At 42.9% G+C, this 26,386-nt stretch carries 19 protein-coding genes and 5 tRNA genes; 23 read left to right on the top strand and 1 reads right to left on the bottom strand.

Annotated elements, in window-relative coordinates; genetic code table 11:
* Window position 1: 1 nt before the first annotated feature.
* The 22 genes from ZOBGAL_RS03085 to ZOBGAL_RS02980 all read left to right on the top strand — a co-directional run bounded on the left by ZOBGAL_RS03085 (window position 2) and on the right by ZOBGAL_RS02980 (window position 20,547).
* Complete coding sequence (locus tag ZOBGAL_RS03085; protein ID WP_046287721.1) at window positions 2–1,009, top strand: potassium channel family protein; 1,008 nt, start codon at window positions 2–4, stop codon at window positions 1,007–1,009.
* A gap of 111 nt (window positions 1,010–1,120) precedes the next feature.
* Window positions 1,121–3,190: an amino acid carrier protein gene (locus ZOBGAL_RS03080; RefSeq protein ID WP_013992038.1), complete on the top strand. Its 2,070-nt coding sequence runs from the start codon at window positions 1,121–1,123 to the stop codon at window positions 3,188–3,190.
* A 20-nt stretch (window positions 3,191–3,210) separates the two neighbouring features.
* The gene (locus ZOBGAL_RS03075; protein ID WP_046287313.1) at window positions 3,211–4,095 is read left to right on the top strand and encodes a ComEA family DNA-binding protein; all 885 of its coding nucleotides are present in this window, start codon (window positions 3,211–3,213) and stop codon (window positions 4,093–4,095) included.
* A gap of 11 nt (window positions 4,096–4,106) precedes the next feature.
* Window positions 4,107–5,276, top strand: a complete 1,170-nt coding sequence (locus ZOBGAL_RS03070; protein ID WP_013992036.1) for an acyl-CoA dehydrogenase family protein — start codon at window positions 4,107–4,109, stop codon at window positions 5,274–5,276.
* 124 nt (window positions 5,277–5,400) lie between these two features.
* Window positions 5,401–5,595 carry a 30S ribosomal protein S21 gene (gene rpsU, locus ZOBGAL_RS03065; protein ID WP_038234876.1) on the top strand — a complete coding sequence of 65 codons (195 nt, stop codon included), beginning with the start codon at window positions 5,401–5,403 and terminating at the stop codon, window positions 5,593–5,595.
* A 142-nt stretch (window positions 5,596–5,737) separates the two neighbouring features.
* Window positions 5,738–6,628: a tyrosine-type recombinase/integrase gene (locus ZOBGAL_RS03060; RefSeq protein ID WP_013992035.1), complete on the top strand. Its 891-nt coding sequence runs from the start codon at window positions 5,738–5,740 to the stop codon at window positions 6,626–6,628.
* Window positions 6,629–6,667: 39 nt separating this feature from the next.
* Window positions 6,668–6,970, top strand: coding sequence for a ribosome hibernation-promoting factor, HPF/YfiA family (hpf, locus tag ZOBGAL_RS03055; RefSeq protein ID WP_013992034.1), 303 nt, complete (start codon window positions 6,668–6,670; stop codon window positions 6,968–6,970).
* A gap of 102 nt (window positions 6,971–7,072) precedes the next feature.
* Window positions 7,073–7,146: transfer RNA gene (locus ZOBGAL_RS03050), tRNA-Thr, on the top strand.
* Between the two features lie 27 nt (window positions 7,147–7,173).
* A tRNA-Tyr gene (locus ZOBGAL_RS03045) sits at window positions 7,174–7,255 on the top strand.
* 58 nt (window positions 7,256–7,313) lie between these two features.
* Window positions 7,314–7,386, top strand: a tRNA-Gly gene (locus ZOBGAL_RS03040).
* A 71-nt stretch (window positions 7,387–7,457) separates the two neighbouring features.
* Window positions 7,458–7,529, top strand: a tRNA-Thr gene (locus ZOBGAL_RS03035).
* Window positions 7,530–7,584: 55 nt separating this feature from the next.
* Window positions 7,585–8,772, top strand: a complete 1,188-nt coding sequence (gene tuf, locus ZOBGAL_RS03030) for an elongation factor Tu (RefSeq protein WP_013992033.1) — start codon at window positions 7,585–7,587, stop codon at window positions 8,770–8,772.
* A 69-nt stretch (window positions 8,773–8,841) separates the two neighbouring features.
* Window positions 8,842–8,914 (top strand) — tRNA-Trp (locus ZOBGAL_RS03025).
* 21 nt (window positions 8,915–8,935) lie between these two features.
* Window positions 8,936–9,124, top strand: coding sequence for a preprotein translocase subunit SecE (gene secE, locus ZOBGAL_RS03020; RefSeq protein ID WP_046287312.1), 189 nt, complete (start codon window positions 8,936–8,938; stop codon window positions 9,122–9,124).
* 9 nt (window positions 9,125–9,133) lie between these two features.
* Window positions 9,134–9,685, top strand: a complete 552-nt coding sequence (gene nusG / locus ZOBGAL_RS03015) for a transcription termination/antitermination protein NusG (protein WP_013992032.1) — start codon at window positions 9,134–9,136, stop codon at window positions 9,683–9,685.
* Window positions 9,686–9,752: 67 nt separating this feature from the next.
* On the top strand, window positions 9,753–10,190 hold the full coding sequence (rplK, locus tag ZOBGAL_RS03010) for a 50S ribosomal protein L11 (RefSeq protein WP_013992031.1): 438 nt from the start codon (window positions 9,753–9,755) through the stop codon (window positions 10,188–10,190).
* 20 nt (window positions 10,191–10,210) lie between these two features.
* Complete coding sequence (rplA, locus tag ZOBGAL_RS03005) at window positions 10,211–10,900, top strand: 50S ribosomal protein L1 (RefSeq protein ID WP_013992030.1); 690 nt, start codon at window positions 10,211–10,213, stop codon at window positions 10,898–10,900.
* A 28-nt stretch (window positions 10,901–10,928) separates the two neighbouring features.
* A complete protein-coding gene (gene rplJ / locus ZOBGAL_RS03000) occupies window positions 10,929–11,444 on the top strand; it encodes a 50S ribosomal protein L10 (RefSeq protein WP_013992029.1) in 516 nt (171 codons plus the stop codon).
* A gap of 32 nt (window positions 11,445–11,476) precedes the next feature.
* A complete protein-coding gene (rplL, locus tag ZOBGAL_RS02995) occupies window positions 11,477–11,875 on the top strand; it encodes a 50S ribosomal protein L7/L12 (protein ID WP_353939145.1) in 399 nt (132 codons plus the stop codon).
* A 144-nt stretch (window positions 11,876–12,019) separates the two neighbouring features.
* Window positions 12,020–15,829, top strand: coding sequence for a DNA-directed RNA polymerase subunit beta (gene rpoB, locus ZOBGAL_RS02990; protein WP_013992027.1), 3,810 nt, complete (start codon window positions 12,020–12,022; stop codon window positions 15,827–15,829).
* 54 nt (window positions 15,830–15,883) lie between these two features.
* A complete protein-coding gene (gene rpoC / locus ZOBGAL_RS02985) occupies window positions 15,884–20,182 on the top strand; it encodes a DNA-directed RNA polymerase subunit beta' (protein ID WP_013992026.1) in 4,299 nt (1,432 codons plus the stop codon).
* Window positions 20,183–20,235: 53 nt separating this feature from the next.
* The gene (locus ZOBGAL_RS02980; protein ID WP_013992025.1) at window positions 20,236–20,547 is read left to right on the top strand and encodes a DUF3467 domain-containing protein; all 312 of its coding nucleotides are present in this window, start codon (window positions 20,236–20,238) and stop codon (window positions 20,545–20,547) included.
* Window positions 20,548–20,604: 57 nt separating this feature from the next.
* Here ZOBGAL_RS02980 and ZOBGAL_RS02975 read toward each other — a convergent pair whose 3' ends face one another.
* Entirely contained in the window at window positions 20,605–22,194 is a 1,590-nt protein-coding gene (locus ZOBGAL_RS02975) for a peptide chain release factor 3 (protein ID WP_013992024.1), read from the bottom strand.
* 399 nt (window positions 22,195–22,593) lie between these two features.
* On the opposite strand from ZOBGAL_RS02975, the gene ZOBGAL_RS02970 reads away from it, so the two are divergent.
* Window positions 22,594–26,373 (top strand): gliding motility-associated C-terminal domain-containing protein, encoded by a 3,780-nt coding sequence (locus tag ZOBGAL_RS02970; protein WP_013992023.1) that lies wholly within the window; start codon window positions 22,594–22,596, stop codon window positions 26,371–26,373.
* The last annotated feature ends 13 nt before the right edge of the window (window positions 26,374–26,386 follow it).

Below are 26,386 nucleotides of genomic sequence, written 5' to 3'. Positions count from 1 at the left end.
AATGATACAACTATTCAGGTCTAAGGTGTATATCGCGTTGGCGTTGATGTTGGGCGTGTTGTCGCTCGGTGTTTTCGGGTATCGCTACTTGTCCGACCTTACTTGGGTAGATGCGCTCTATATGACCATTATTACGGTGACTACCGTGGGCTTCTCCGAGGTAGGTCCAATGGATACCCAGGAAAAAATATTTACCGTAGTTTTAATCGTACTGAGCGTTTTTATTTTTGCATTTGCCATCTCGGTCATTACCGAATATATTTTGAGCAGAAGTTCGCTACAGGAATTAAAAAGGAAAAAAGTGAAAAATAAGATAGATAGCCTTTCCGGACATGTCATAGTGTGTGGTTTCGGTAGGAACGGAATGCAGGCCGTTGAGCGTTTAAGGGCGTATGAAAAGCCATTCGTCGTTATAGAAAAGGATAGGGAGGTTATTGAAAAATACGAGGAGGAGCTTTTATTTGTCGAAGGCGATGCCAATGAAGATGAAATACTTTTGGCTGCGGGCCTTGATCGTGCCCAACACTTGATTACAGCGCTTCCCGATGATGCGGCCAACCTTTTTGTGGTGTTGTCGGCGAGACAATTGAACAAAGACCTATTTATTGTTACGCGGGCGTCTTTGGTCACCTCCCAGAAAAAATTGCTTTTGGCGGGAGCCGATAAGGTGATTATGCCGGATAAGATCGGGGGCGACCATATGGCTTCCTTGATCGTAATGCCCGACCTTATCACCTTTATGGATAAGTTGGGAGTGGAGGGGGAGCACACCACCAATCTTGAGGAGGTGGCTATCGAAGATTTTAAAGACCAGGTAGAGTGCAACTCCCTTAGGGATTTGGACCTTCGAAAGCGAACGGGCTGTACGATAATCGGTTATATAGAGCCTGATGGTAATTATATCATCAATCCCGAAGCGGACCTGCAATTACAACCCAAGAGTAAGGTAATCGTCTTGGGAAGGCCCGAACAAATACGAAAACTAAATGAAATGTTCAGAATTGGCTAGCGCCGAGCTGCGTTAATTCAACATTATTATTTGATTGTGTTACTATTTTTTATGATATTGCTGCAATTGTGTTAAAACCACTGATACAGCATCGAACCTACAAAGATTAATATGAAGAAATTTACCTTATTGTTTTTTTTGCTACTAGGTGTAGTAGCCTTTTCCCAAGAACTTGTCGTAAAAGGCAAAGTCTATAATCCTTCCCCTCGAATAAATGACGGTGTAATTGAAGCAGATGTAACAGGAGGTACCCCTCCTTATACCTATAAGTGGAGCAATCAAGCAACTTCTTTAACTTCAAAAAGGTCAAGTGGACTGGTAGAAGGTATACCTTATACATTAACGGTAACCGATGCTGCCGGTAACTCCCAGACCAAGACCTTTAAAGTGAAGCCCGAGGCAATAGTAGAGATTTTTAACGGTACCATGACCCCTGCGGTGAGCGCCCTTGGATCGGTACTGTTTTGGGATCCTTTTGCGGCAGTGGGTATTTACGACCCCATAGTTTATGCCGATGTCAAATTGGTAGGAACACCGGGTTGGACCAGTAATATTCAAGATAGGTTTGTTCTCAAAAAGTGGCTTAAGGCTGAAGGGGAAAAGGTTCAAAAAGGAGATAAGATAGCGGTGATTTCCAGTAATGGCCAGGCCGATACTACGGTTGTAGCCCCTGCCAATGGCCAGTTGAAATATTTGGTCGACGAAGGAAAGGTTATCTATAATTCAGAAAACGCAAAGCACGTTATCGAGCAAGGGGCCCATTACCTTGCGGAAATAAAATACGATAAGCCTGTGGCAATGCAACACCCGAACGGTGATCCGATTTCCAATGGTATACCTTTTATTGTTATCTGGTTGGTTTTCGGAGCTACGTTCTTTACGCTGCGAATGGGCTTTATAAACATTAAAGGGTTTAAGCATTCCATTGACTTGGCCAAAGGAAAATACGACGATCCGGATGCGCCCGGTCAAGTAACCCATTTTCAGGCTTTGGCAACGGCGGTATCGGGTACCGTAGGTTTGGGTAACATTGCCGGTGTGGCCGTAGCCGTGTCCTTAGGAGGGGCGGGAGCTACATTTTGGATGATCGTCTGTGGTTTGCTAGGGATGTCCTCTAAGTTCGTGGAATGTACCCTAGGGGTCAAGTATCGCGATATCCTTCCTGACGGTAGGGTCTTTGGAGGTCCGATGAACTATTTGAGATACGGTCTTGAAAAGCGAAATATGAAGGGCTTTGGTAAGATATTGGCAGGCTTCTTTGCCGTCTTGGCCATTGGTGCATCTTTTGGCGGGGGCAATATGTTTCAGGCCAACCAATCTTTCGAACAATTGGCGGGCCAGTTTCCCGCCTTGGAAGGTCAAGGTTTCTGGTTCGGTGTTATAACCGCCATTCTTGTGGGTGTCGTTATTATCGGGGGAATCAACAGTATTGCAAAGGTTACCGGTCGGGTAGTGCCGATCATGGCTTCAATATATATTGTAGCGGCCTTGGCCGTTATCATTATGAATATACAGAATATCGGACCGGCGTTTTCGGCCATATTCGAAGGGGCGTTTAACCCATCGGCCCTAAAAGGGGGGATTGTAGGTGTGCTGGTGATAGGCTTTCAAAGGGCGGCCTTCTCCAATGAGGCGGGAGTAGGCTCCGCCGCTATTGCACATAGTACGGCAAAAACCAATCATCCACCATCTGAAGGCTTCGTGGCCCTTCTAGAGCCCTTTATAGATACGGTAGTGGTGTGTACCCTTACGGCATTGGTATTGATTTTTACCGGTATGCACGAGGTTGAGGGCTTGGCCGGTGCGCAGTTGACCTCCGATGCTTTTGGAAGCCAGATTTCTTGGTTTCCTTATGTCTTGGCCTTGGCGGTATTCCTTTTCGCCTTTTCGACCATGATTTCTTGGTCGTATTACGGTATGCGTGCTTGGACCTATCTTTTTGGGAAGAGCAAAAAATCTGAAATGGTATACAAGATGCTTTTCTTGGTATTCGTAGTAGTAGGTGCTTCGGTAAGTTTAGGGGCCGTACTCGATTTTTCGGATATGATGATCTTGGCCATGTCCTTTCCTAATATTATCGGTCTCTATATTATGTCCGGTGAGGTTAAGGGGGATTTGAATTCTTACTGGAAAAAATTAAAGGCGAACGAGCTTTTTAAAAAGCAGGTAGCCGCTAAGTAATATTGGCGCATTGCATGCGTATGGAAAATTTTAAATCCCACTTCAGGTTCAATAAACAGGAACGAAGTGGGATTTTTTATTTGTTGTTCATAATAATAGCCCTTCAAATCGGTTTTTTTATCCTTCGTAGTGTAACCGCTGAAAGCGGCGATAGCTCTTTTTGGCTAGATTCCCGGCTTCAGTCTGAAATCGATAGCTTAAAGGTTAGGTCGCAGCAAAAGGACTCGGTGAAGATATATCCGTTCAATCCCAATTACATTACCGATTACAAAGGGTATACCTTAGGAATGTCCATAGATGAAATAGATAGGTTGCACCGGTTCCGGAAAGCAGGTAAATTTGTCAATTCCGTAGAAGGGTTTCAAAAGGTAACCGGAGTTTCCGATTCCTTGCTTCGGGCCATATCCCCATATTTTAAATTTCCCGACTGGGTCCGAAAGAAAGAAAGGGTTCAAAAGGGAGTTACCGTATCGGGTATTCCAGAAAGGGAGTATGGGGCAAATCTTGGGATTCGCGATTTGAACGAAGTAACGGCCCAAGAACTTCAAGAGGTCAATGGGATTGGGGAAACCTTGTCCGCCAGAATCGTAAAGTTCAGGAATCGGCTCGGGGGATTTCTAGTCAATGAGCAGCTTTATGATGTTTACGGGCTAAAACCTGAGGTGGTCGAGCGCACATTAGAGCGCTTTCAAGTGTTGAAAAAGCCCGTTGTTGAAAAAATTAACATTAATACGGCATCGGCCAAAAGCTTGTCAAAATTAGTATATATTCAAAAAGAAGTCGCTGAGAGCATAGTAAATTACAGAAACGTTAATGGAAACCTTGTTTCTTTTGATGAATTGTCAAAAATCGAGAATTTTCCAATAGAGAAGATTGATAGAATTAAGTTATATTTGGCCTTATAAATTGAATTGCTATGCAGAGCATGTACTTTACTGAAGAACATCAGTTATTTAGAGAGAGTCTCAGGGATTTTTTGTCGAAAGAAGTGATTCCCCATATCGATAAATGGGAAGCTACCGGCACCATAGAGTCTTTTATTTGGAAAAAGTTCGGTGAAATGGGGTATTTCGGCCTTGCAACCGATGAAGCCTATGGGGGATTAGGATTGGATCTCTTTTATACCGTAATATTCTTGGAAGAGCTTCAAAGGGTAAATTCCGGTGGTTTTGCCGCCGCAATGTGGGCGCATGCTTACTTGGCTATGACGCATCTGAACAAAAATGCCAACCACGAACAGAAGCTGGCGTATTTGACCCCAAGTGTCAATGGGGAGAAAATCGGCTGTCTGGGGGTTACTGAGCCTTTCGGTGGCAGTGATGTGGCCGGAATGAGAACAACGGCGGTAAGAGATGGGGATGAATATATCATCAACGGTTCAAAGACCTTTATTACGAATGGGGTGTACGGCGATTATTGCATACTTGCCGCAAAAACCGATCCGTCCGCAGGAAACAAAGGGATAAGTATCTTTATTGTCGATTTGGATAGTAAAGGGGTTTCGGCCAGTAAGCTCAATAAATTGGGTTGGCGTGCCTCGGATACGGCGGAATTGGCTTTTGATAATGTACGGGTTCCCGCTTCGAATTTAATGGGGTGCGAGGGCAAGGGGTTTACCTTTATAATGGAGGCCTTTGCCTTGGAACGTTTGGTTATGGGAATCAATGCCCATGCAAGGGCCGAATATGCCCTTGAGTACGCTATGCAATATATGTCCGAAAGGGAAACTTTCGGGAAGCCTATAAATCAATATCAGGCCCTCAGGCATAGGTTGGTCGACGGCCATGCCAGTATGGATCTGTGTAAGCAGTACAATTATGGGGTCGTCTACAAAATGAACAAAGGGGAGTATGTGGTACGTGAAGCTACTATTTCAAAGTTGAAATCTACGGAAATGGCCGATAAGGTCGCCTATGATTGCTTGCAGTTTTTAGGAGGTTACGGGTATATCGAAGATTATCCTATGGCTCGTATGTTCAGGGATAGCCGATTAGGGCCGATAGGAGGGGGTACCTCTGAAATTCTCAAGGAAATTATCGCTAAAATCATCATAGATAAAAAAGAATATCGTCTGCCTAAAGACTAGCCATGACTTGTAAATAAAGGAGTGCTGTTAAAAATTGACAAATAATTTAAAAACAAGTAGTGCTCAATTCTAAATAAGTTTATATATTTGCAGCCTTAATTCTAAAGAGAGGAGGTAGTAGCCAATGTTAATTATACCAGTAAAAGAAGGAGAAAACATCGATAGGGCTTTGAAACGTTTCAAGCGTAAATTCGATAAAACGGGTACGATGCGTAGATTACGTAAGCGTCAGCAATTCACAAAACCCTCCGTTGAGCGCAGAGCGCAGATACAAAAAGCAGAATACATTCAAGGTTTAAGGGATAAAGAAGAAATTTAATATCCTTTACTAAGTGTACAAATAAGAAAATCCCATCGTTAGATGGGATTTTTTTTGTTTGGGATATGTCTTAGGATGTTTTACAATCTATCCTTAAATTTAGCGTTAGATGAATCTTAAGATTTAAAGGTAACTTCGTAACATGGCGCTAGAGTCGTTTATATCATATCTTTCCTTGGAGAAGCATTATTCGGAGCATACCGTAAATGCTTATAAAAAGGATATTGGGTCTTTTATCGATTTCTGTGCCCGGCGTCACGGGAGTGGGGCTATAGATGGGGTGTCGTATTCCGTAATTCGAACTTGGGTGGTCGATTTGGTTGAGTCCGGTATTTCGAACCGAACGATAAACAGGAAGATGGCCGCCTTAAAGGCTTACTATAAATTTTTGCAAGGAATAGGGGGTATTTCGGTAAATCCCCTGGCAAAACATAAAGCCTTGAAAACGGCGAAGAAAATAGAGGTTCCTTTTTCGGAAAAGGAAATGGAAGATGCCCTTTTTCAGGTGGACTTTTCCGATGACTTTGAAGGTGTTCGTGACCGGTTGGTTATAGAGCTGTTCTATACCACGGGTATCAGGAGGGCCGAATTGGTAAATTTAAAGCTGTATGACGTTGATTTGCCTGCTCGATCGATCAAGGTGCTGGGTAAACGGAATAAAGAACGTATAGTGCCTTTATTGCGGTCTACGGTTGATTTGTTTTCCCAATATTTTGTTAAGCGGGAGGCCTTGCCGAAAGTGTCCGATGAAACCTATGTTTTTTTGCTGAAATCCGGTGACAAAATATATGAAACCCTTGTTTATCGATTAATAAATAAGTACTTTAGTAAGGTGTCGTCCAAGGTGAAAAAGAGTCCCCATATCTTGAGACATACCTTTGCTACGCATATGCTCAACAAAGGGGCCGATATAAATTCGGTCAAAGAGTTGTTGGGGCATGCGAGTTTGGCTTCTACCCAAGTGTATACGCACAATGGTATAGCTGAATTGAAAAAGGTGCATGCCAAGGCTCACCCACGGGCCAAGAAGTAGTGAGATCAATTTCATTGTTAATATAAAAAACTATAACCTATGAAAGTAAATGCGCAATCAGTAAATTTTAATGCGGATCGAAAACTCATCGATTTTTTGCAGAACAGAATGGATAAGCTTGAGACCTTTTATGATAAGGTCATTAGTTCCGATGTGTATTTGAAGGTGGAGAATACAAGTTCGAAGGAAAATAAAATAGTGGAGATAAAGTTGAATATCCCTGGGGATAAATTTGTAATAAAAAAGCAATGTAAGACTTTTGAGGAGGCAATTGACTCATGTTGTAACTCGCTGGAAAGAAAGCTGATAAAACACAAGGAGAAATCAAGGGTGCAAGCTTGATAAAAAAAATTCTAATTTTTGTTTTGAATAAACAAAAAAACGTATACATTTGCAGTCCGTTAGAAATAGCGGACTTTTTTATGCTGAAAATAGCGTGGAAAGGCCGATGTAGCTCAGCTGGCTAGAGCAGCTGATTTGTAATCAGCAGGTCGTGGGTTCGAGTCCCTCCATCGGCTCTAAAAGTTCTTTAAAAAAAATGTTTTGGGGAGATACTCAAGCGGCCAACGAGGGCAGACTGTAAATCTGCTGACTATGTCTTCGCAGGTTCGAATCCTGCTCTCCCCACTTTTTTTAAAAAGCCTGGTTTTTATTCGGGTTTTGAAATATTGTAGTATTATAATTTGCGGGAGTAGCTCAGTTGGTAGAGCGTCAGCCTTCCAAGCTGAATGTCGCCGGTTCGAACCCGGTCTCCCGCTCTAATGAACCAAGGTAATGTTGTATGGTTCCGATCAGAAAAACATTGAACCTTGAACCTTGAACCTAATAAGCCGACGTAGCTCAGGGGTAGAGCGTTTCCTTGGTAAGGAAGAGGTCACGGGTTCAATTCCCGTCGTTGGCTCAACTAAGGCATTATTTGTACACTAATATATAACTAAGATTAAAATTTATTAAAAATGGCAAAGGAAACTTTTGATCGTTCCAAACCGCACTTGAATATAGGTACTATTGGACACGTAGATCACGGTAAAACAACATTGACTGCTGCTATTACTACAGTATTAGCGAATGCAGGTTTGTCTGAACTTAGAAGCTTTGATTCTATTGACAATGCTCCTGAGGAAAAAGAAAGAGGTATTACTATTAATACTTCACACGTTGAGTACCAAACAGCTAACCGTCACTACGCGCACGTTGACTGTCCTGGTCACGCGGATTACGTAAAGAACATGGTTACTGGTGCTGCCCAAATGGACGGTGCTATTCTTGTTGTTGCTGCTACCGATGGTCCTATGCCACAGACACGTGAGCACATCCTTTTAGGTCGTCAGGTTGGTATTCCAAGAATCGTTGTATTCTTGAACAAAGTTGACATGGTTGACGATGAGGAGCTTTTAGAGCTAGTTGAAATGGAAGTAAGGGAATTGCTTTCTTTCTACGAGTATGATGGTGATAATGGACCTGTAATCTCTGGATCTGCTTTAGGTGCCCTTAACGGTGAGCAAAAGTGGGTTGATACGGTAATGGAATTGATGGATGCTGTTGATAGCTGGATCGAATTGCCTGCTAGGGATGTTGATAAGGATTTCTTGATGCCTGTTGAAGATGTATTTACGATTACTGGTCGTGGTACTGTTGCTACAGGTCGTATTGAAACTGGTGTTGCCAATACAGGTGATCCTGTTGAAATCATCGGTATGGGAGCTGAGAAATTGACTTCTACTATTACTGGTGTTGAAATGTTCCGTAAGATTTTGGATAGAGGTGAAGCTGGTGATAACGTAGGTATCTTGTTGAGAGGTATTGAAAAAGCCCAGATCAGCAGAGGTATGGTAATCTGTAAGCCAGGTTCTGTTAAGCCGCATGCTAAATTCGAAGCTGAGGTTTATATCCTTAAAAAAGAAGAAGGTGGTCGTCACACACCATTCCACAATAACTATCGTCCACAGTTCTACGTAAGAACGACTGACGTAACTGGTAACATCGCTCTTCCTTCTGGTGTAGAGATGGTTATGCCCGGTGATAACCTTACTATTACAGTAGAGCTTATTCAGCCTATTGCATTGAGTGTAGGTCTACGTTTCGCTATCCGTGAAGGTGGTAGAACTGTAGGTGCTGGTCAAGTTACCAAGATTATAGATTAATCTATTGTATTAGAATAATGTATTTAAGGGTGTTCTGCTTTAGTGGGACACCTTTAAATGCAATTATAAACGGGTGTAGCTCAGTTGGTAGAGCACTGGTCTCCAAAACCAGGTGTCGGGAGTTCGAGTCTCTCCTCCCGTGCGAATTTAAGTAAGAATCATTATGTTAACGTATATAAAAGAATCTATAGAGGAGCTTCGTAACAATGTTACTTTGCCTCCGAGGGCCGAATCATCTAATTTAATGGTTGTTGTGGCTGTTTTCTCTATTTTGTTCGCTTTGGCGACTTGGGGTGTAGATACGGTATTCAGTAAATTGGTTCGCTTATATTTCGATAACGTATTAAACTAGTCGTTCGCTATGTCAGAAGTATTGGAAAAGAAATGGTATGTAGTGAGGGCGGTCAGTGGTCAAGAGAACAAGATCAAAGGTTATATCGAGAGTGAGGTAGAGCGTCATGGTTTTTCCGATTATTTGGAAGATGTTCTTGTTCCTACTGAAAAAGTGATTCAGATTCGTAACGGAAAAAAGATTAACAAGGAAAGGGTTTATTTTCCTGGTTATATAATGATTAAGGCCAACCTTGGTGGAGAAATGATTCATATTATACGTTCGATTACGAACGTTATTGGTTTTTTGGGCGAAACAAAAGGGGGTGACCCTGTTCCGTTGAGAAAGGCCGAAGTGAACAGAATGTTAGGTAAGGTTGATGAGTTGGCGGTTAATACCGATACGGTAGCTATTCCATTTACACATGGTGAAACGGTAAAAGTTATTGATGGACCTTTTAACGGGTTCAACGGTACTGTTGAGAAAATCAACGAAGAGAAGCGTAAGCTTGAGGTGATGGTTAAGATTTTCGGAAGAAAAACACCGTTGGAGCTCAGTTATATGCAAGTAGAGAAAGTATAAGTTAAGTGTTACATATTTAAAGTTGTGTTGCTTCCAAAATAATACAGCTTAAATTTAATTTTAAACAATGGCAAAAGAAGTAGGTAAAGTAGTTAAACTACAAGTTAGGGGAGGTGCTGCGAATCCGTCGCCACCGGTTGGACCCGCCTTAGGTGCTGCCGGCGTTAACATCATGGAGTTCTGTAAGCAGTTCAATGCTCGTACGCAGGACAAACAGGGCAAGGTATTGCCTGTTGTTATCACCGTGTATAAAGACAAGTCGTTTGACTTCGTCGTTAAAACACCACCAGCGGCAGTTCAGCTTTTGGAAGCGGCTAAGATTAAAAAAGGATCAGGCGAACCTAACCGAGTAAAGTCAGGTAGTGTTTCTTGGGACCAAGTTAAGGCAATTGCCGAAGACAAAATGGTTGACCTTAATGCGTTTACGGTAGAATCTGCAATGAGCATGATTGCCGGTACAGCTAGGTCTATGGGTCTTAAAGTTGCAGGTAAGCGACCTTTCTAAAATCTTAAAAGCAATTTGAAATGGCAAAATTAACTAAGAAACAAAAAGAGGCCCACGCTAAAATCGAGAAAGATAAGCTTTACTCGGTTAGTGAAGGTGCAGCTTTGGTAAAAGAAATTACCAATACAAAATTTGATGCGTCTGTTGATTTGGCGGTGCGCTTGGGTGTAGATCCAAGAAAAGCGAACCAAATGGTACGTGGTGTGGTAACACTACCTCACGGTACGGGTAAAGATGTTAAGGTTTTGGCTTTGGTAACCCCGGATAAAGAGGCAGAGGCGACAGAAGCTGGTGCTGATTTTGTTGGGTTAGATGAGTATTTGGATAAAATCAAGGGCGGTTGGACAGATGTTGATGTTATCATCACTATGCCAAGTGTTATGGGTAAGCTAGGTCCTTTAGGACGAGTATTAGGGCCAAGGGGTCTTATGCCCAATCCAAAAACGGGAACAGTTACAATGGATGTTGCAAAAGCGGTATCCGATGTAAAAGCTGGTAAAATAGATTTTAAAGTAGATAAAACAGGTATCGTTCACGCTGCTATAGGGAAAGCTTCTTTCTCTGCGGACAAGATTGCTGAAAATGCCAAGGAGTTGTTAGATACTTTAGTGAAAATGAAGCCTGCTGCAGCTAAGGGTGTTTATATGAAAAGTATTTTCATGTCAAGTACCATGAGCCCAAGTGTTCAGTTAGATCCAAAAACAGTTTAATCGAACTGGGTAGTTCAAAATTTACAGTATGACAAGAGAAGAAAAAGCAAACGTAATACAGGATTTGACTTCACAGTTGGCCGATAGCAGTACTATTTATTTAGCTGATATATCGGGATTGAATGCAACGCAAACCTCAGATTTGAGAAGAGCTTGTTTCAAGGCAAACGTTAAACTGGCGGTAGTCAAGAATACATTGCTGGCTAAGGCAATGGAAGCTTCCGAAAAAGAATTCGGTGAACTTCCCGGAGTGCTTAAGGGCAATACTTCGTTGATGTTCTCAGAAGTAGGGAATGCTCCCGCAAAGCTTATCAAGACTTTCAGAAAGAAGTCTGAGAAGCCTTTGTTAAAAGGGGCTTTTGTAGAGGAAGCTATATATATTGGTGATGAAAACTTAGATGCGCTCGTAAGCATTAAGTCTAAAGAAGAAATGATCGGCGAGGTTATCGGATTGCTACAATCCCCAGCCAAAAACGTTATTTCTGGACTTAAATCTGGTGGTGGTAAACTGGCAGGCATTCTTAAGACATTATCAGAAAGATAAGTACGCACTAGTAAACTAAGTATATTTTAAAAATTTTATTAAACGATAGAAAAATGGCAGATTTAAAAGATTTCGCAGAACAGTTGGTTAACTTGACCGTAAAAGAGGTAAACGAGTTGGCTGATATATTAAAAGAAGAATACGGTATCGAGCCTGCAGCTGCTGCAGTTGCTGTTGCCGCCGGTGGTGGTGGTGAAGCTGCCGAAGCCGCTGAAGAGCAGTCAGAATTTGACGTAGTCTTGAAAGCAGCAGGTGCTTCTAAATTAGCAGTTGTTAAATTGGTTAAAGAATTGACCGGACTTGGATTGAAAGATGCTAAAGACATCGTTGATAGCGCACCTAAAGCTGTAAAAGAAGGTGTTTCTAAAGACGAAGCTGAAGGAATCAAAAAATCTTTGGAAGAAGCAGGAGCGGAAGTTGAGCTTAAATAGTATCAGCAACCATAGTACTTTGGTTTAGGTCTTTTTTCGCCCCCGGCGGAGCTAGACCTAAGCCTTTTTATACAAGTAAGATTCACGTATATGAAGAAGTATACGACCCGAATTTAGTATTCACGTTCAAAATACTGTCCATAGATGTTCACACAACAGACTGAGAGAATAAATTTTGCATCCGCTAAGAACACGCCGGATTATCCGGACTTCTTGGACATTCAGATTAAATCTTTTCAAGACTTTTTTCAGCTTGAGACAAAATCTGACGAAAGAGGCAATGAAGGCTTGTACAACACCTTCATGGAAAACTTCCCTATTACGGACACCAGAAACCAGTTCGTACTTGAATTTTTAGATTACTTCATAGATCCGCCTAGATATTCGATACAAGAATGTATCGAGCGAGGTCTTACTTATAGTGTCCCCTTAAAGGCACGATTAAAATTATACTGTACCGATCCCGAGCACGAAGATTTCGAAACTATCGTGCAAGACGTGTATTTGGGTACCATTCCATATATGACGCCCAGTGGTACGTTTGTTATTAACGGTGCAGAAAGGGTTGTAGTATCTCAGTTACACCGTTCTCCTGGTGTTTTCTTCGGTCAGTCATTTCACGCGAATGGAACTAAGCTTTATTCTGCCAGGGTAATACCGTTCAAAGGTTCGTGGATCGAATTTGCTACAGATATTAACGGAGTGATGTATGCGTACATCGACCGTAAAAAGAAATTACCCGTAACGACCCTTTTTAGAGCCATCGGTTTTGAAAGGGATAAAGATATTCTTGAGATTTTTGACCTTTCTGAAGAGGTGAAGGTATCTAATGCGGGACTTAAAAAAGTTTTAGGCCGTAAATTGGCTGCAAGGGTATTGAACACTTGGCACGAAGATTTTGTTGATGAAGATACGGGCGAGGTTGTTTCTATCGAAAGGAACGAAATCATTCTTGACCGTGATACCGTGTTGGAGAAAGATCATATTGCCGAAATCTTGGATGCGGACGTGAAAACTATCCTGCTTCATAAAGAGAACAATGCGCAGTCTGACTATGCCATCATTCACAATACGCTTCAGAAGGATCCAACCAACTCTGAAAAAGAAGCGGTAGAGCATATCTATCGTCAATTGCGTAATGCCGAACCGCCCGATGAGGAAACGGCTCGTGGTATTATCGATAAACTGTTCTTTTCGGATCAACGTTACAACCTAGGTGAGGTTGGGCGTTACCGTATGAATAAGAAATTACAGTTGGATATTGGAATGGACAAGCAGGTGTTGACCAAGGAAGATATCATAACTATTATTAAATATTTGATCGAACTTATCAATTCCAAAGCGGAGATTGATGATATCGATCACCTTTCGAACCGTCGTGTACGTACTGTTGGTGAACAATTGTCATCTCAGTTCGGCGTAGGTCTTGCCCGTATGGCCAGAACTATCCGTGAGCGTATGAACGTTCGTGATAACGAAGTGTTTACCCCGATCGATTTGATTAATGCAAAGACCTTGTCTTCCGTTATTAATTCATTCTTTGGAACGAACCAGTTGTCCCAATTTATGGACCAAACGAATCCATTGGCCGAGATTACGCACAAACGAAGATTGTCGGCACTTGGGCCAGGTGGTCTTTCGAGAGAGCGTGCCGGTTTTGAGGTTCGTGACGTTCACTATACACACTACGGTAGACTTTGTCCTATTGAAACTCCTGAAGGTCCGAACATTGGTTTGATATCTTCCTTATCGGTTTTTGCCAAGGTAAACCCTATGGGCTTCCTGGAAACACCTTACCGTAAGGTTGACAATGCCAAGGTCAATACAAAAGAGTATGTGTACCTAAGTGCGGAAGAAGAGGAAGGAATGAAAATTGCCCAGGCGAACATTCCGTTGAAAGAAGACGGTCAGATCGATACCGATAAGGTTATTGCCCGTGAAGAGGGCGATTTCCCGGTAGTAGATCCAATTGAAATAAACTATACTGACGTTGCTCCTAATCAGATTGCATCTATTTCGGCATCACTTATTCCCTTCTTGGAGCATGATGATGCGAACCGTGCACTGATGGGCTCAAACATGATGCGCCAAGCCGTGCCATTGTTGAAGCCTCAGTCCCCAATTGTGGGTACTGGTCTTGAGCGTCAGGTGGCATCCGATTCTAGGGTACTGATCAACGCTGAAGGTGATGGTACTATAGAGTATGTAGATGCTAAGATGATTACTGTAAAGTACGATCGTACCGATGCTGAGCGTTTGGTCAGTTTTGAAGATGATTCGAAGAGTTACAACTTGGTCAAGTTTAGAAAGACCAACCAAGGTACCAGTATCAACCTAAAACCTATTGTTAGAAGAGGTGATAAGGTTAAGAAAGGTCAGGTACTTTGTGAAGGCTATGCTACGGAAAAAGGTGAATTGGCCCTAGGTCGTAACCTTACTGTTGCCTTTATGCCTTGGAAAGGATACAACTTTGAAGATGCGATCGTAATTTCTGAGAAAGTAGTTCGCGAAGATATATTTACCTCAATTCACGTAGATGAATATTCTTTAGAGGTTAGGGATACTAAATTAGGTGCCGAGGAATTGACCCATGATATTCCGAACGTATCTGAAGAGGCTACCAAAGATTTGGACGAGAACGGTATGATCCGTATCGGGGCCGAAGTGAAGCCTGGTGATATCTTGATCGGTAAGATTACTCCTAAAGGGGAATCTGATCCGACTCCAGAGGAGAAATTACTTAGAGCCATTTTTGGTGATAAAGCCGGTGACGTTAAGGATGCTTCTTTAAAGGCATCGCCTTCATTGCGTGGTGTGGTTATCGACAAAAAACTGTTCTCCCGATCAGTTAAGGATAAGCGTAAGCGTTCTGAGGATAAGGAAGAGCTTAACAAGTTGGAATTGGAGTACGAAGTGAAATTTCAAGAGTTGAAAGACATCTTGATCGAGAAGCTTTTTACTTTGATCAATGGTAAGACATCGCAAGGTGTGTTGAACGATTTGGGTGAGGAAGTATTGCCAAAAGGTAAGAAGTACACCTTGAAAATGTTGAACGCGGTTGATGATTTCGCTCACTTGGTAGGCGGTAGCTGGACCATGGATAAGGATACGAACGAAGCCGTTGCCGATTTGCTCCACAACTATAAGATCAAGTTGAACGACCTTCAGGGTAACCTAAGAAGGGATAAGTTTACGATTTCGGTAGGTGATGAATTGCCAGCCGGAATTATGAAATTGGCCAAGGTTTATATTGCCAAAAAACGTAAGCTTAAAGTAGGGGATAAAATGGCAGGACGTCACGGAAACAAAGGTATCGTTTCTCGTATCGTTCGTCAAGAGGATATGCCGTTCTTGGAAGACGGAACGCCTGTGGATATCGTGTTGAACCCGTTAGGGGTGCCTTCTCGTATGAACATCGGTCAGATCTATGAAACCGTATTGGGTTGGGCAGGTCTTAAATTGGGTAAAAAATATGCTACCCCAATTTTCGATGGGGCCACTTTGGATCAGATCAATGAATATACCGATCAAGCGGGTATACCAAGATTCGGTCATACCTACCTTTATGATGGTGGTACCGGTAAACGTTTTGATCAACCGGCAACCGTTGGTGTGATCTATATGTTGAAACTAGGCCACATGGTAGACGATAAGATGCACGCACGTTCTATTGGGCCATACTCATTGATTACGCAACAACCATTAGGTGGTAAAGCACAATTTGGTGGTCAGCGTTTTGGTGAGATGGAGGTTTGGGCATTGGAAGCTTATGGTGCTTCGGCCACACTTCGTGAAATATTGACCGTTAAGTCGGATGATGTTATCGGAAGGGCCAAGACCTATGAATCAATAGTCAAAGGCGAAACCATGCCAGAGCCCGGTTTACCGGAATCTTTCAACGTATTGATGCACGAACTTAAAGGTTTGGGCTTAGATATCCGTTTGGAAGAATAGAATCGATTGTAGCGATTGAAGAACACACATTTTAATTAGTATCACCATTAGATTATGGCTAGAATAAAAGATAATAATCCAATAAAAAGGTTTGATAAAATTTCCATAGGATTGGCCTCACCGGAAGCAATTCTGGCGGAGTCGAGAGGAGAGGTTCTCAAGCCTGAAACTATCAACTACAGAACGCATAAGCCTGAGCGTGACGGTCTTTTCTGTGAGCGTATTTTCGGTCCTGTAAAGGATTACGAATGTGCCTGTGGAAAGTATAAGAGAATCCGCTACCGTGGTATCGTTTGTGACCGTTGTGGTGTTGAAGTTACCGAGAAGAAAGTACGTAGGGATAGGGTAGGGCATATCAATTTGGTAGTGCCCGTGGCCCACATCTGGTACTTCCGCTCTTTGCCTAATAAAATAGGTTACCTTTTGGGATTGCCATCGAAGAAGTTGGATATGATCATTTACTACGAACGTTACGTAGTAATTCAACCAGGTATCGCAAAAGGCCCTGAAGGTGAAGAAATCAATAAAATGGATTTCTTGACCGAAGAGGAGTACTTAACGATTTTGGAGTCTATTCCTGTAGAGAATCAATATTTAGAAGATACCGACCCTAACAAGTTTATCGCTAAAATGGGTGCGGAATGTCTTATTGATCTTTTGGCCCGTATCGACTTAAAAGATTTGTCGTACCAATTACGTCACAAAGCCAATACAGAGACTTCCAAACAAAGAAAGACCGAGGCCCTAAAAAGACTTCAAGTTGTTGAAGCGCTTCGTGAATCTCAAGAAAATAGGGAAAACAGACCAGAGTGGATGATTATGAAGGTGATTCCGGTGATCCCACCAGAATTACGTCCATTGGTGCCGCTAGATGGTGGTCGTTTCGCTACATCGGATTTGAACGATCTTTACAGAAGGGTGATTATTCGTAACAACCGTTTGAAAAGATTGGTAGAGATCAAGGCTCCTGAAGTGATTCTTAGAAATGAGAAACGTATGCTTCAAGAAGCGGTAGATTCTCTTTTCGATAACACAAGAAAAGCGTCTGCGGTGAAAACCGAATCAAACAGACCCTTGAAGTCACTTTCCGACTCATTGAAAGGTAAGCAAGGTCGTTTCCGTCAAAACCTATTGGGTAAACGTGTTGATTATTCCGCACGTTCGGTAATCGTCGTTGGACCTGAAATGAAATTGTTCGAATGTGGTCTTCCAAAAGATATGGCCGCTGAGCTTTACAAACCTTTTGTAATCAGAAAACTGATAGAAAGAGGTATCGTTAAAACAGTGAAGTCGGCCAAGAAGATTATAGATAAAAAAGAGCCGGTAGTTTGGGATATCCTAGAGAATGTATTGAAAGGACATCCGGTACTGTTGAACCGTGCCCCTACATTGCACCGTTTGGGTATCCAGGCCTTCCAGCCAAAACTTATTGAAGGTAAGGCGATTCGTCTTCACCCATTGGTATGTACGGCGTTTAACGCGGATTTTGATGGTGACCAGATGGCGGTTCACCTTCCATTGGGCCCTGAGGCTATCCTTGAAGCCCAATTATTGATGTTGGCTTCGCATAACATCTTGAACCCGGCAAATGGTTCGCCTATTACCGTGCCTTCCCAGGATATGGTATTGGGTCTGTACTATATGACCAAAGAGAGAAAATCTACACCTGAAGTTCCGATTGCGGGAGAAGGTCTTACTTTCTATTCTGCGGAAGAAGTTGAAATTGCTTTCAATGAAGGCAAGGTAAACTTGAACGCAGGTATCAAGGTTAGGGCAAAAGATTTTAATGAAGAAGGAGAATTGGTGTACAAGATCATACCGACTACAGTGGGTAGGGTGTTGTTCAACATGGAAGTTCCGGAACAGGCGGGTTATATCAACGACGTACTGAACAAGAAATCCCTAAGGGATATTATTGGCGGGATTTTGGCCGTGACCGATGTACCGACTACAGCAGATTTCTTGGATAAGATCAAGACTATGGGATATGAGTTCGCTTTTAAAGGTGGACTATCATTTAGTTTGGGTGATATTATTATCCCTCAAGAGAAACATGAAATGATTGCTGACGCAAATGGTCAGGTAGATGGCATTATGGCCAACTATAACATGGGTCTTATTACCAATAATGAACGTTACAACCAGGTAATTGATGTTTGGACATCGACCAACGCCATGTTGACCGAGCTTGCTATGAAGCGTATTCGCGAAGATCAGCAAGGGTTCAACTCTGTGTATATGATGCTTGATTCCGGTGCAAGGGGTTCTAAGGAACAGATTCGCCAGTTGACAGGTATGCGTGGTTTGATGGCCAAGCCTAAGAAATCTACCGCAGGTGGTGGTGAAATTATTGAAAACCCGATTTTATCGAACTTTAAGGAGGGACTTTCAATTCTTGAATACTTTATCTCAACTCACGGTGCCCGTAAGGGTCTTGCGGATACGGCCCTTAAAACGGCGGATGCAGGTTACTTGACCCGTCGTTTGGTGGATGTTTCGCAAGATGTTATTATTAACATCGAGGATTGTGAAACCCTAAGAGGTATTGAAGTCGAGGCCTTGAAGAAAAACGAAGAAGTTGTAGAATCTCTAGGGGAACGCGTTCTTGGTAGGGTTTCCTTACACGATGTATACAATCCGTTAACGGAAGAACTTATCTTGAAAGCAGGTCAGCATATTTTAGAGGCTGATGTGAAGAGAATAGAAGAGTCGCCTATTGAAAAAATAGAAGTACGTTCGGCATTGACTTGTGAAGCGCCTAAGGGTATTTGTGCCAAATGTTACGGTAGAAACCTTTCTACCAACAAAATGGTACAACGCGGTGAGGCCGTTGGTGTTGTTGCGGCACAATCGATCGGTGAACCTGGTACACAGCTTACTTTGCGTACTTTCCACGTGGGGGGTATTGCAGGTAACATTTCCGAGGATAACAAGTTGACGGCTAAATTTAATGGTATAGCCGAAATAGAAGATTTAAGAACGGTTACTGGAGAAGACGGTGAAGGCAAATCTGCCGAAATTGTAATCTCAAGGACTTCTGAGATCAAAATCGTTGACAAGAAAACGGGTATAACCTTAAGTACGAACAACATTCCTTACGGATCGCAATTGTTCATCAAGAACGGTGCCTCTGTATCTAAAGACGATGTTATTTGTTCTTGGGATCCTTATAACGGTGTTATTGTTTCCGAGTTCCCAGGTAAGATTGCTTACGAGAATATCGAGCAAGGTATTACCTACCAAGTTGAAATTGATGAACAGACCGGTTTCCAAGAAAAGGTGATTTCCGAATCTAGAAACAAAAAGTTGATTCCAACACTTTTGATTCAAAACAATAAGGGTGAAACCTTGCGTTCTTATAACCTTCCTGTTGGTTCTCACATCATGGTAGATGATGGAGATAAGATTAAAGAAGGTAAGATCCTTGTGAAAATACCACGTAAATCTGCTAAGGCGGGTGATATTACGGGTGGTCTTCCAAGGGTAACGGAACTGTTTGAAGCACGTAACCCATCTAACCCGGCCGTAGTGTCTGAGATAGACGGTGTTGTTTCCTTCGGTAAGATCAAAAGAGGTAACCGTGAAATTATCATAGAATCTAAATTGGGCGAGGTCAAGAAATATTTGGTCAAACTTTCAAACCAGATTCTGGTTCAAGAGAACGATTACGTTCGTGCAGGTATGCCCCTATCGGATGGTTCGATTACACCAGAGGATATTCTTGCGATCAAAGGGCCATCTGCCGTTCAGCAGTACTTGGTAAACGAAGTACAGGAAGTATATCGTTTACAGGGTGTGAAGATTAACGATAAGCACTTCGAGGTTGTTGTAAGACAGATGATGCGTAAGGTACGTATTCAAGATCCGGGTGATACTATATTCTTAGAGAACCAATTGGTTCACAAAGATGACTTCATCAAGGAAAATGATGAGATTTTCGGTAAGAAGGTGGTTGTTGAGCCAGGTGATTCTGTAAACCTTAAGGCAGGTCAAATTATTACGGCCCGTGAACTAAGGGATGAGAATTCGGTTTTGAAACGTTCCGATAAGAACTTGGTTACGGCCAAAGACGCGATTGCGGCTACGGCTACTCCAATATTGCAAGGTATTACAAGGGCTTCGTTACAGACGAAATCGTTTATATCTGCAGCATCTTTCCAAGAAACGACCAAAGTATTGAACGAAGCTGCCGTAAGCGGTAAGGTAGATACATTGGAAGGCTTGAAAGAAAACGTTATTGTAGGTCATAAGATACCTGCAGGTACGGGTATGCGCGACTATGAGAACATCATTGTTGGCTCTAAGGAAGAGTACGATGAAATCATGGCCCGCAAGGAAGCCTTGAAATTTTAAACTCAAATATCAAACCCTCAATACATTGTATTGGGGGTTTATTTTTTTTACATATGAGCGAAAAAGAACAAAAGCAGAACCAGATCAATATTGAACTTGATGAGAAAACGGCCGAAGGTATTTATTCCAATTTGGCTATTATCAATCATTCGGTTTCTGAATTCGTAGTAGATTTCATTAGTATGATGCCTGGTGCGCCAAAGGCCAAGGTGAAAAGCCGTATTGTGCTTACGCCCCAACATGCCAAGAAGTTCTTGAAGGCATTAAATGACAACGTGAAGCGTTTTGAGAGCGCCCATGGAACGATTAAAGATTATGAGCAACCTCCTATTCCGATGAATTTCGGTCCCACAGGGGAAGCTTAACCGCATAAAAAATGCCCTCTACAAATAGAGGGCATTTTTTTTGGTTCGGTACTTTTCTTAATCGAATTCGGAGACAAAATGCAATTTAACGCTTGGGTATTTCTGTTGCGTCATCTGCAATGAGAATTGAGAATCGGCCAAGAATACCAATTGACCGCGCTTGTCTTTCGCCAAAAATTTCTGTTTTACCCTTTTGAATTCCTTGAACTCATCGTTTTTTGGGTCCTCGGCCTGTACCCAACAGGCTTTGTAAACGGGGAAGTTTTCATAAGTGCACTTCGCCCCATACTCGTGTTCGAGGCGGTATTGGATTACTTCGAACTGTAGGGCGCCAACGGTACCGATAACGCGTCTTCCGTTTAGTTCTAGGGTAAACAATTGCGCCACACCTTCATCCATCAGCTGGTCGATACCCTTGTAAAGCTGTTTTGATTTCATGGGGTCGGCATTGTTGATATACCTAAAGTGCTCAGGGGAAAAACTAGGAATACCCTTGTAGTGAAGGGCTTCCCCTTCGGTTAGGGTGTCGCCGATCTTAAAGTTGCCCGTATCGTGTAGACCCACGATGTCGCCGGGATAGGATATGTCGACAATCTCTTTTTTCTCGGCAAAAAAGGCATTTGGGCTCGAAAATTTCATTTTTTTCCCGTTTCTCACATGTAGATAGGGTTTGTTTCGCTCAAAAGTGCCCGATACGATTTTTATAAAGGCCAAACGGTCCCTGTGCTTGGGGTCCATGTTGGCGTGTATCTTGAATACAAAACCCGACATTTCCTTTTCATTGGCCTCAACCAGTCTTTCTTCCGCTTTTTTGGCGCGTGGGGAAGGGGCGATTTCAATGAAACAATCCAATAACTCGCGAACTCCGAAATTGTTCAAAGCAGAACCAAAGAAAACCGGTTGTTGCTGACCTTTTAGATAACTTTCTTTATCGAAAGGGGGGTAAACACCATTGACCAAATCGAGGTTATCGCGCAATTCCTCGGCGGCCTTGTTGCCGATAATGTTTTCTAGTTCGGTACTTTCCAAAGAATCAAAGGCAATGGTTTCTTCAATATTTTTTTTGCTGTCTCCACTAAAGAGGTTGATGTTCTTCTCGTAAATATTGTAAATACCTTTAAAATCATAACCCATACCGATCGGAAAACTCAAAGGGGTCACCGATAGGCCAAGCTTTTGTTCCAGATCGTCGAGCAGGTCGAAAGCGTCTTTACCTTCCCTGTCCAATTTGTTGATGAATACGATCATCGGTATGTTGCGCATACGGCATACCTGTACCAGTTTTTCGGTTTGTTCCTCAACGCCTTTGGCAACATCGACTACAACGATGACGCTATCTACGGCGGTCAGGGTTCTAAATGTATCTTCGGCAAAATCTTTGTGCCCGGGCGTATCAAGTATGTTTATTTTTTTGTCCTTATATATAAAGGCGAGTACGGATGTAGCAACGGAAATACCTCTTTGGCGTTCTATTTCCATAAAGTCACTGGTGGCCGTTTTCTTTATTTTATTGTTTTTAACGGCACCTGCCTCTTGAATGGCCCCTCCGAACAACAGTAGTTTTTCGGTTAATGTGGTCTTACCGGCATCGGGGTGGGATATGATTCCGAAAGTTCTACGTCGTTGGATTTGTTCTTTAAAACTCATGAAGAAAATTTGTGCAAAAATACATTAAATTATAGTTTATCTAGAGGGGAACGGCGCTTAAAAATAAAGTCCTTCTTTTTGATGTGGAGTTTGTTCCATCAACCTTTTACGGGCAGATTGTGGTGTGTCGACCAACTACGGAAAAATTCGATATGCTGTTATTGATGTTTGATTTCTAGCGTGTTTCGTCGGAGTCTAAGTTCGTCAAACCGATTTGATGTGCTCGCTTCACCGAATATATAGGTCTTTAGCGGATAAATCATAATTTCTGGAATCAAAAGAATTTGGAGATCTAAATATTAGATATATCTTGCATCCATATTGGAGTATCCCAACTTCTTACTACATACGTTTTAAACCTGCAGGCCATGGTGATTAGTTTAATAAAACTAAACATTTATGGAAAACTTTACCCTATTAAATTTTAAGAACGGTGCTTTTAAGGCCGTTACCTATACCTTCGCCCTTGCTATTTTGGGTGTGGGGTCTTCTTTTGCCAACAATGGCCCCGTAGAGGGAGCCAATGGCAAAGAAGCTCAAAAAATAAAGTCCACTCTCGTGTTGGAAAACAGTCTTACAGGGTGTGCCGAAGAAGATCCTGAAGAAATCAGGGCAGGTGATTTTGGTTTTGCCAATGGCGTAACCGATGGTAGCCTATCTGCCACGAACGTTGATTTAAGTGCTAAGTGGGGGCTTCCCGCTGGTAGTGTTTTGGTAAGCGTAACCGGGGCAAGCACTAAAAATTCAGGCGGACTCTTCGAGGTGCACCAAGGCCTTCCGGTTACCTTTTCCTTTTCGGGTACCGTACCTGTAAAACTGATAGCGGAGCATTCGGCTAGAGTCGATGCAAACCATAGGGATGGTATTGTTGCTCTTGATAACGCTATGTATGTACAGACAACGGCGCTTCCCGCAGGAATCACCTCTGATAACGAGACCAATGATTATTTTGTGGAAAATACAACAGTTTCGCCTATTACCGGCCCTGAACGTTTTGTTTGGGAATCCCAAGGTTTGGCTAACGAAATCCAATTCTATACGACTTCCCATTTTCCGATAAACGGAATCCGTATAACTGCAATTCCGGTTGTATGTCCTGATACCGATGGTGACGGTGTACCTGATTCCACCGATTTGGATGATGATAACGATGGTATTTTAGATACCGAGGAAGACCCTAATACCGATGGGGATGACGATCCTTTGACGAATCCTTTGGATACGGATGGAGACGGCATACCTAACCATTTGGATATCGACTCTGACGATGATGGTATTCCTGATAACGTAGAGGCCCAGACCACTGATGGTTATATCGCGCCCAACGATGACGATGCGGCAACTTATGAGGCCAACGACGGATTGAACTCGGCCTATCCTGACGGGTTAACACCTGTGAACACCGATGGTGAGGATACACAAGATTACATAGACCTTGACAGTGATAACGATAGTGTTCCCGACAACAACGAGGGTAACGATTTCGATTTCGATGGTATCCCTGATCAAAACTATACCGGAAACGATGCCGATGGCGATGGATTGGATGATGGTTACGAAGGAAGCGATATCAACGATGGCTTTGATGTGAATGATGAAATCGATGATCCTGCAAACGATCTTCCCGATACCGATGGTACCGAAGATGTAAACTATCGTGATTTGGACGATGACGGTGACGGCATCGATACTCCCGATGAAGATGTGGACCAAGACGGAGACCCGACCAATGACGATACCGATAATGACGATACGCCAAATTACTTGGATCCTACCGATGACACCCCCACGGATACCGATGGTGACGGTGTACCTGATTCTACCGATTTGGATGATGATAACGATGGTATTTTAGATACCGAGGAAGACCCTAATACCGATGGGGATGACGATCCTTTGACGAATCCTTTGGATACGGATGGAGACGGCATACCTAACCATTTGGATATCGACTCTGACGATGATGGTATTCCTGATAACGTAGAGGCCCAGACCACTGATGGTTACATTGCACCGAACGATGACGATGCGGCAACTTATGAGGCCAACGACGGATTGAACTCGGCCTATCCTGGCGGGTTAACACCTGTGAACACCGATGGGGCTGATACAGAAGATTACATAGACCTTGACAGTGATAACGATAGTGTTCCCGACAACAACGAGGGTAACGATTTCAATTTCGATGGTATCCCTGATCAAAACTATACCGGAAACGATGCCGATGGCGATGGATTGGATGATGGTTACGAAGGAAGCGATATCAACGATGGCTTTGATGTGAATGATGAAATCGATGATCCTGCAAATGATCTTCCCGATACCGATGGTACCGAAGATGTAAACTATCGTGATTTGGACGATGACGGTGACGGCATCGATACTCCCGATGAAGATGTGGACCAAGACGGAGACCCGACCAATGACGATACCGATAATGACGATACGCCAAATTACTTGGATCCTACCGATGACACCCTCACGGATACCGATGGTGACGGTGTACCTGATTCTACCGATTTGGATGATGATAACGATGGTATTTTAGATACCGAGGAAGACCCTAATACCGATGGGGATGACGATCCTTTGACGAATCCTTTGGATACGGATGGAGACGGCATACCTAACCATTTGGATATCGACTCTGACGATGATGGTATTCCTGATAACGTAGAGGCCCAGACCACTGATGGTTACATTGCACCGAACGATGACGATGCGGCAACTTATGAGGCCAACGACGGATTGAACTCGGCCTATCCTGGCGGGTTAACACCTGTGAACACCGATGGGGCTGATACAGAAGATTACATAGACCTTGACAGTGATAACGATAGTGTTCCCGACAACAACGAGGGTAACGATTTCAATTTCGATGGTATCCCTGATCAAACCTATACCGGAAACGATGCCGATGGCGATGGATTGGATGATGGTTACGAAGGAAGCGATATCAACGATGGCTTTGATGTGAATGATGAAATCGACGATCCTGCAAACGATCTTCCCGATACCGATGGTACCGAAGATGTAAACTATCGTGATTTGGACGATGACGGTGACGGCATCGATACTCCCGATGAAGATGTGGACCAAGACGGAGACCCGACCAATGACGATAGTAACGGAAACGGTACGCCAAATTACTTGGATCCTACCGATAACAATCCGAATCCTGACGATACCGATACCGATGGTGACGGAGTGCCGGATAGGGTAGACTTAGATGACGATAATGACGGTATATTGGATACTGTAGAAGATCCTAATACCGATGGTGATAACGATCCTTTGACCAATCCTTTGGATACGGATGGTGACGGCATACCTAACCATTTGGATATCGACTCTGACGATGATGGTATTCCTGATAACGTAGAGGCCCAGACCACTGATGGTTACATTGCACCGAACAATGACGATGCGGCAACCTACGAAGCCAATAATGGATTGAACTCGGCCTATCCTGATGGATTGATACCGGTAAATACCGATGGGGCGGATACGGAAGATTATATTGACCTTGATAGTGATAATGATTTGGTGTTCGATAATAATGAAGGGAACGATTTCAATTTTGATGGTATCCCTGACCAATCGTACACAGGTATTGACACGGATGGAGATGGACTTGATGATGGTTACGAAGGAAGCGATGTCAACGATGGCTTTGATGTCAATGATGAAATCGACGATCCGGCAAACGATCTTCCCGATACCGATGGTACCGAAGACGTGAATTACCGTGATATTGATGATGATGGTGACGGTATCGATACTCCTGACGAAGATGGAAATGGAAACGGTAATCCAACCGACGATGATCTCGATGGTGATGGAATCCCTTCATATCTTGATCCAGAGGAGGATACCGATATTGTAGTGATGCAAATGGTAACACCTAACGGAGATGGTAAAAATGAATTCTTGTGGATTGAAAATGTCGATAAGGCATTGAACAATAGCCTTAAGATATTCAACCGATGGGGAGTGGCAGTTTACGAAGGGGAAGATTACAATAACCAGAACAATGTTTTTGATGGTAGGTCAAAAGGAAGATCCACTATAAGTGGTGCAGACTATCTACCTGCCGGTGTATATTTCTATATCTTTAAGTACTCCACTGTAAACAAGCAGAATATAACTGATAGTGGTTATATTTATATCAGTAAATAATCTATAAAGTAGG

It is taken from the genome of Zobellia galactanivorans, from assembly GCF_000973105.1.
Classification (GTDB): Bacteria; Bacteroidota; Bacteroidia; order Flavobacteriales; family Flavobacteriaceae; genus Zobellia; species Zobellia galactanivorans.
The sequence above is the reverse complement of the archived record's forward strand: the minus strand, read 5'-3'. Positions and strand labels throughout refer to the sequence as shown.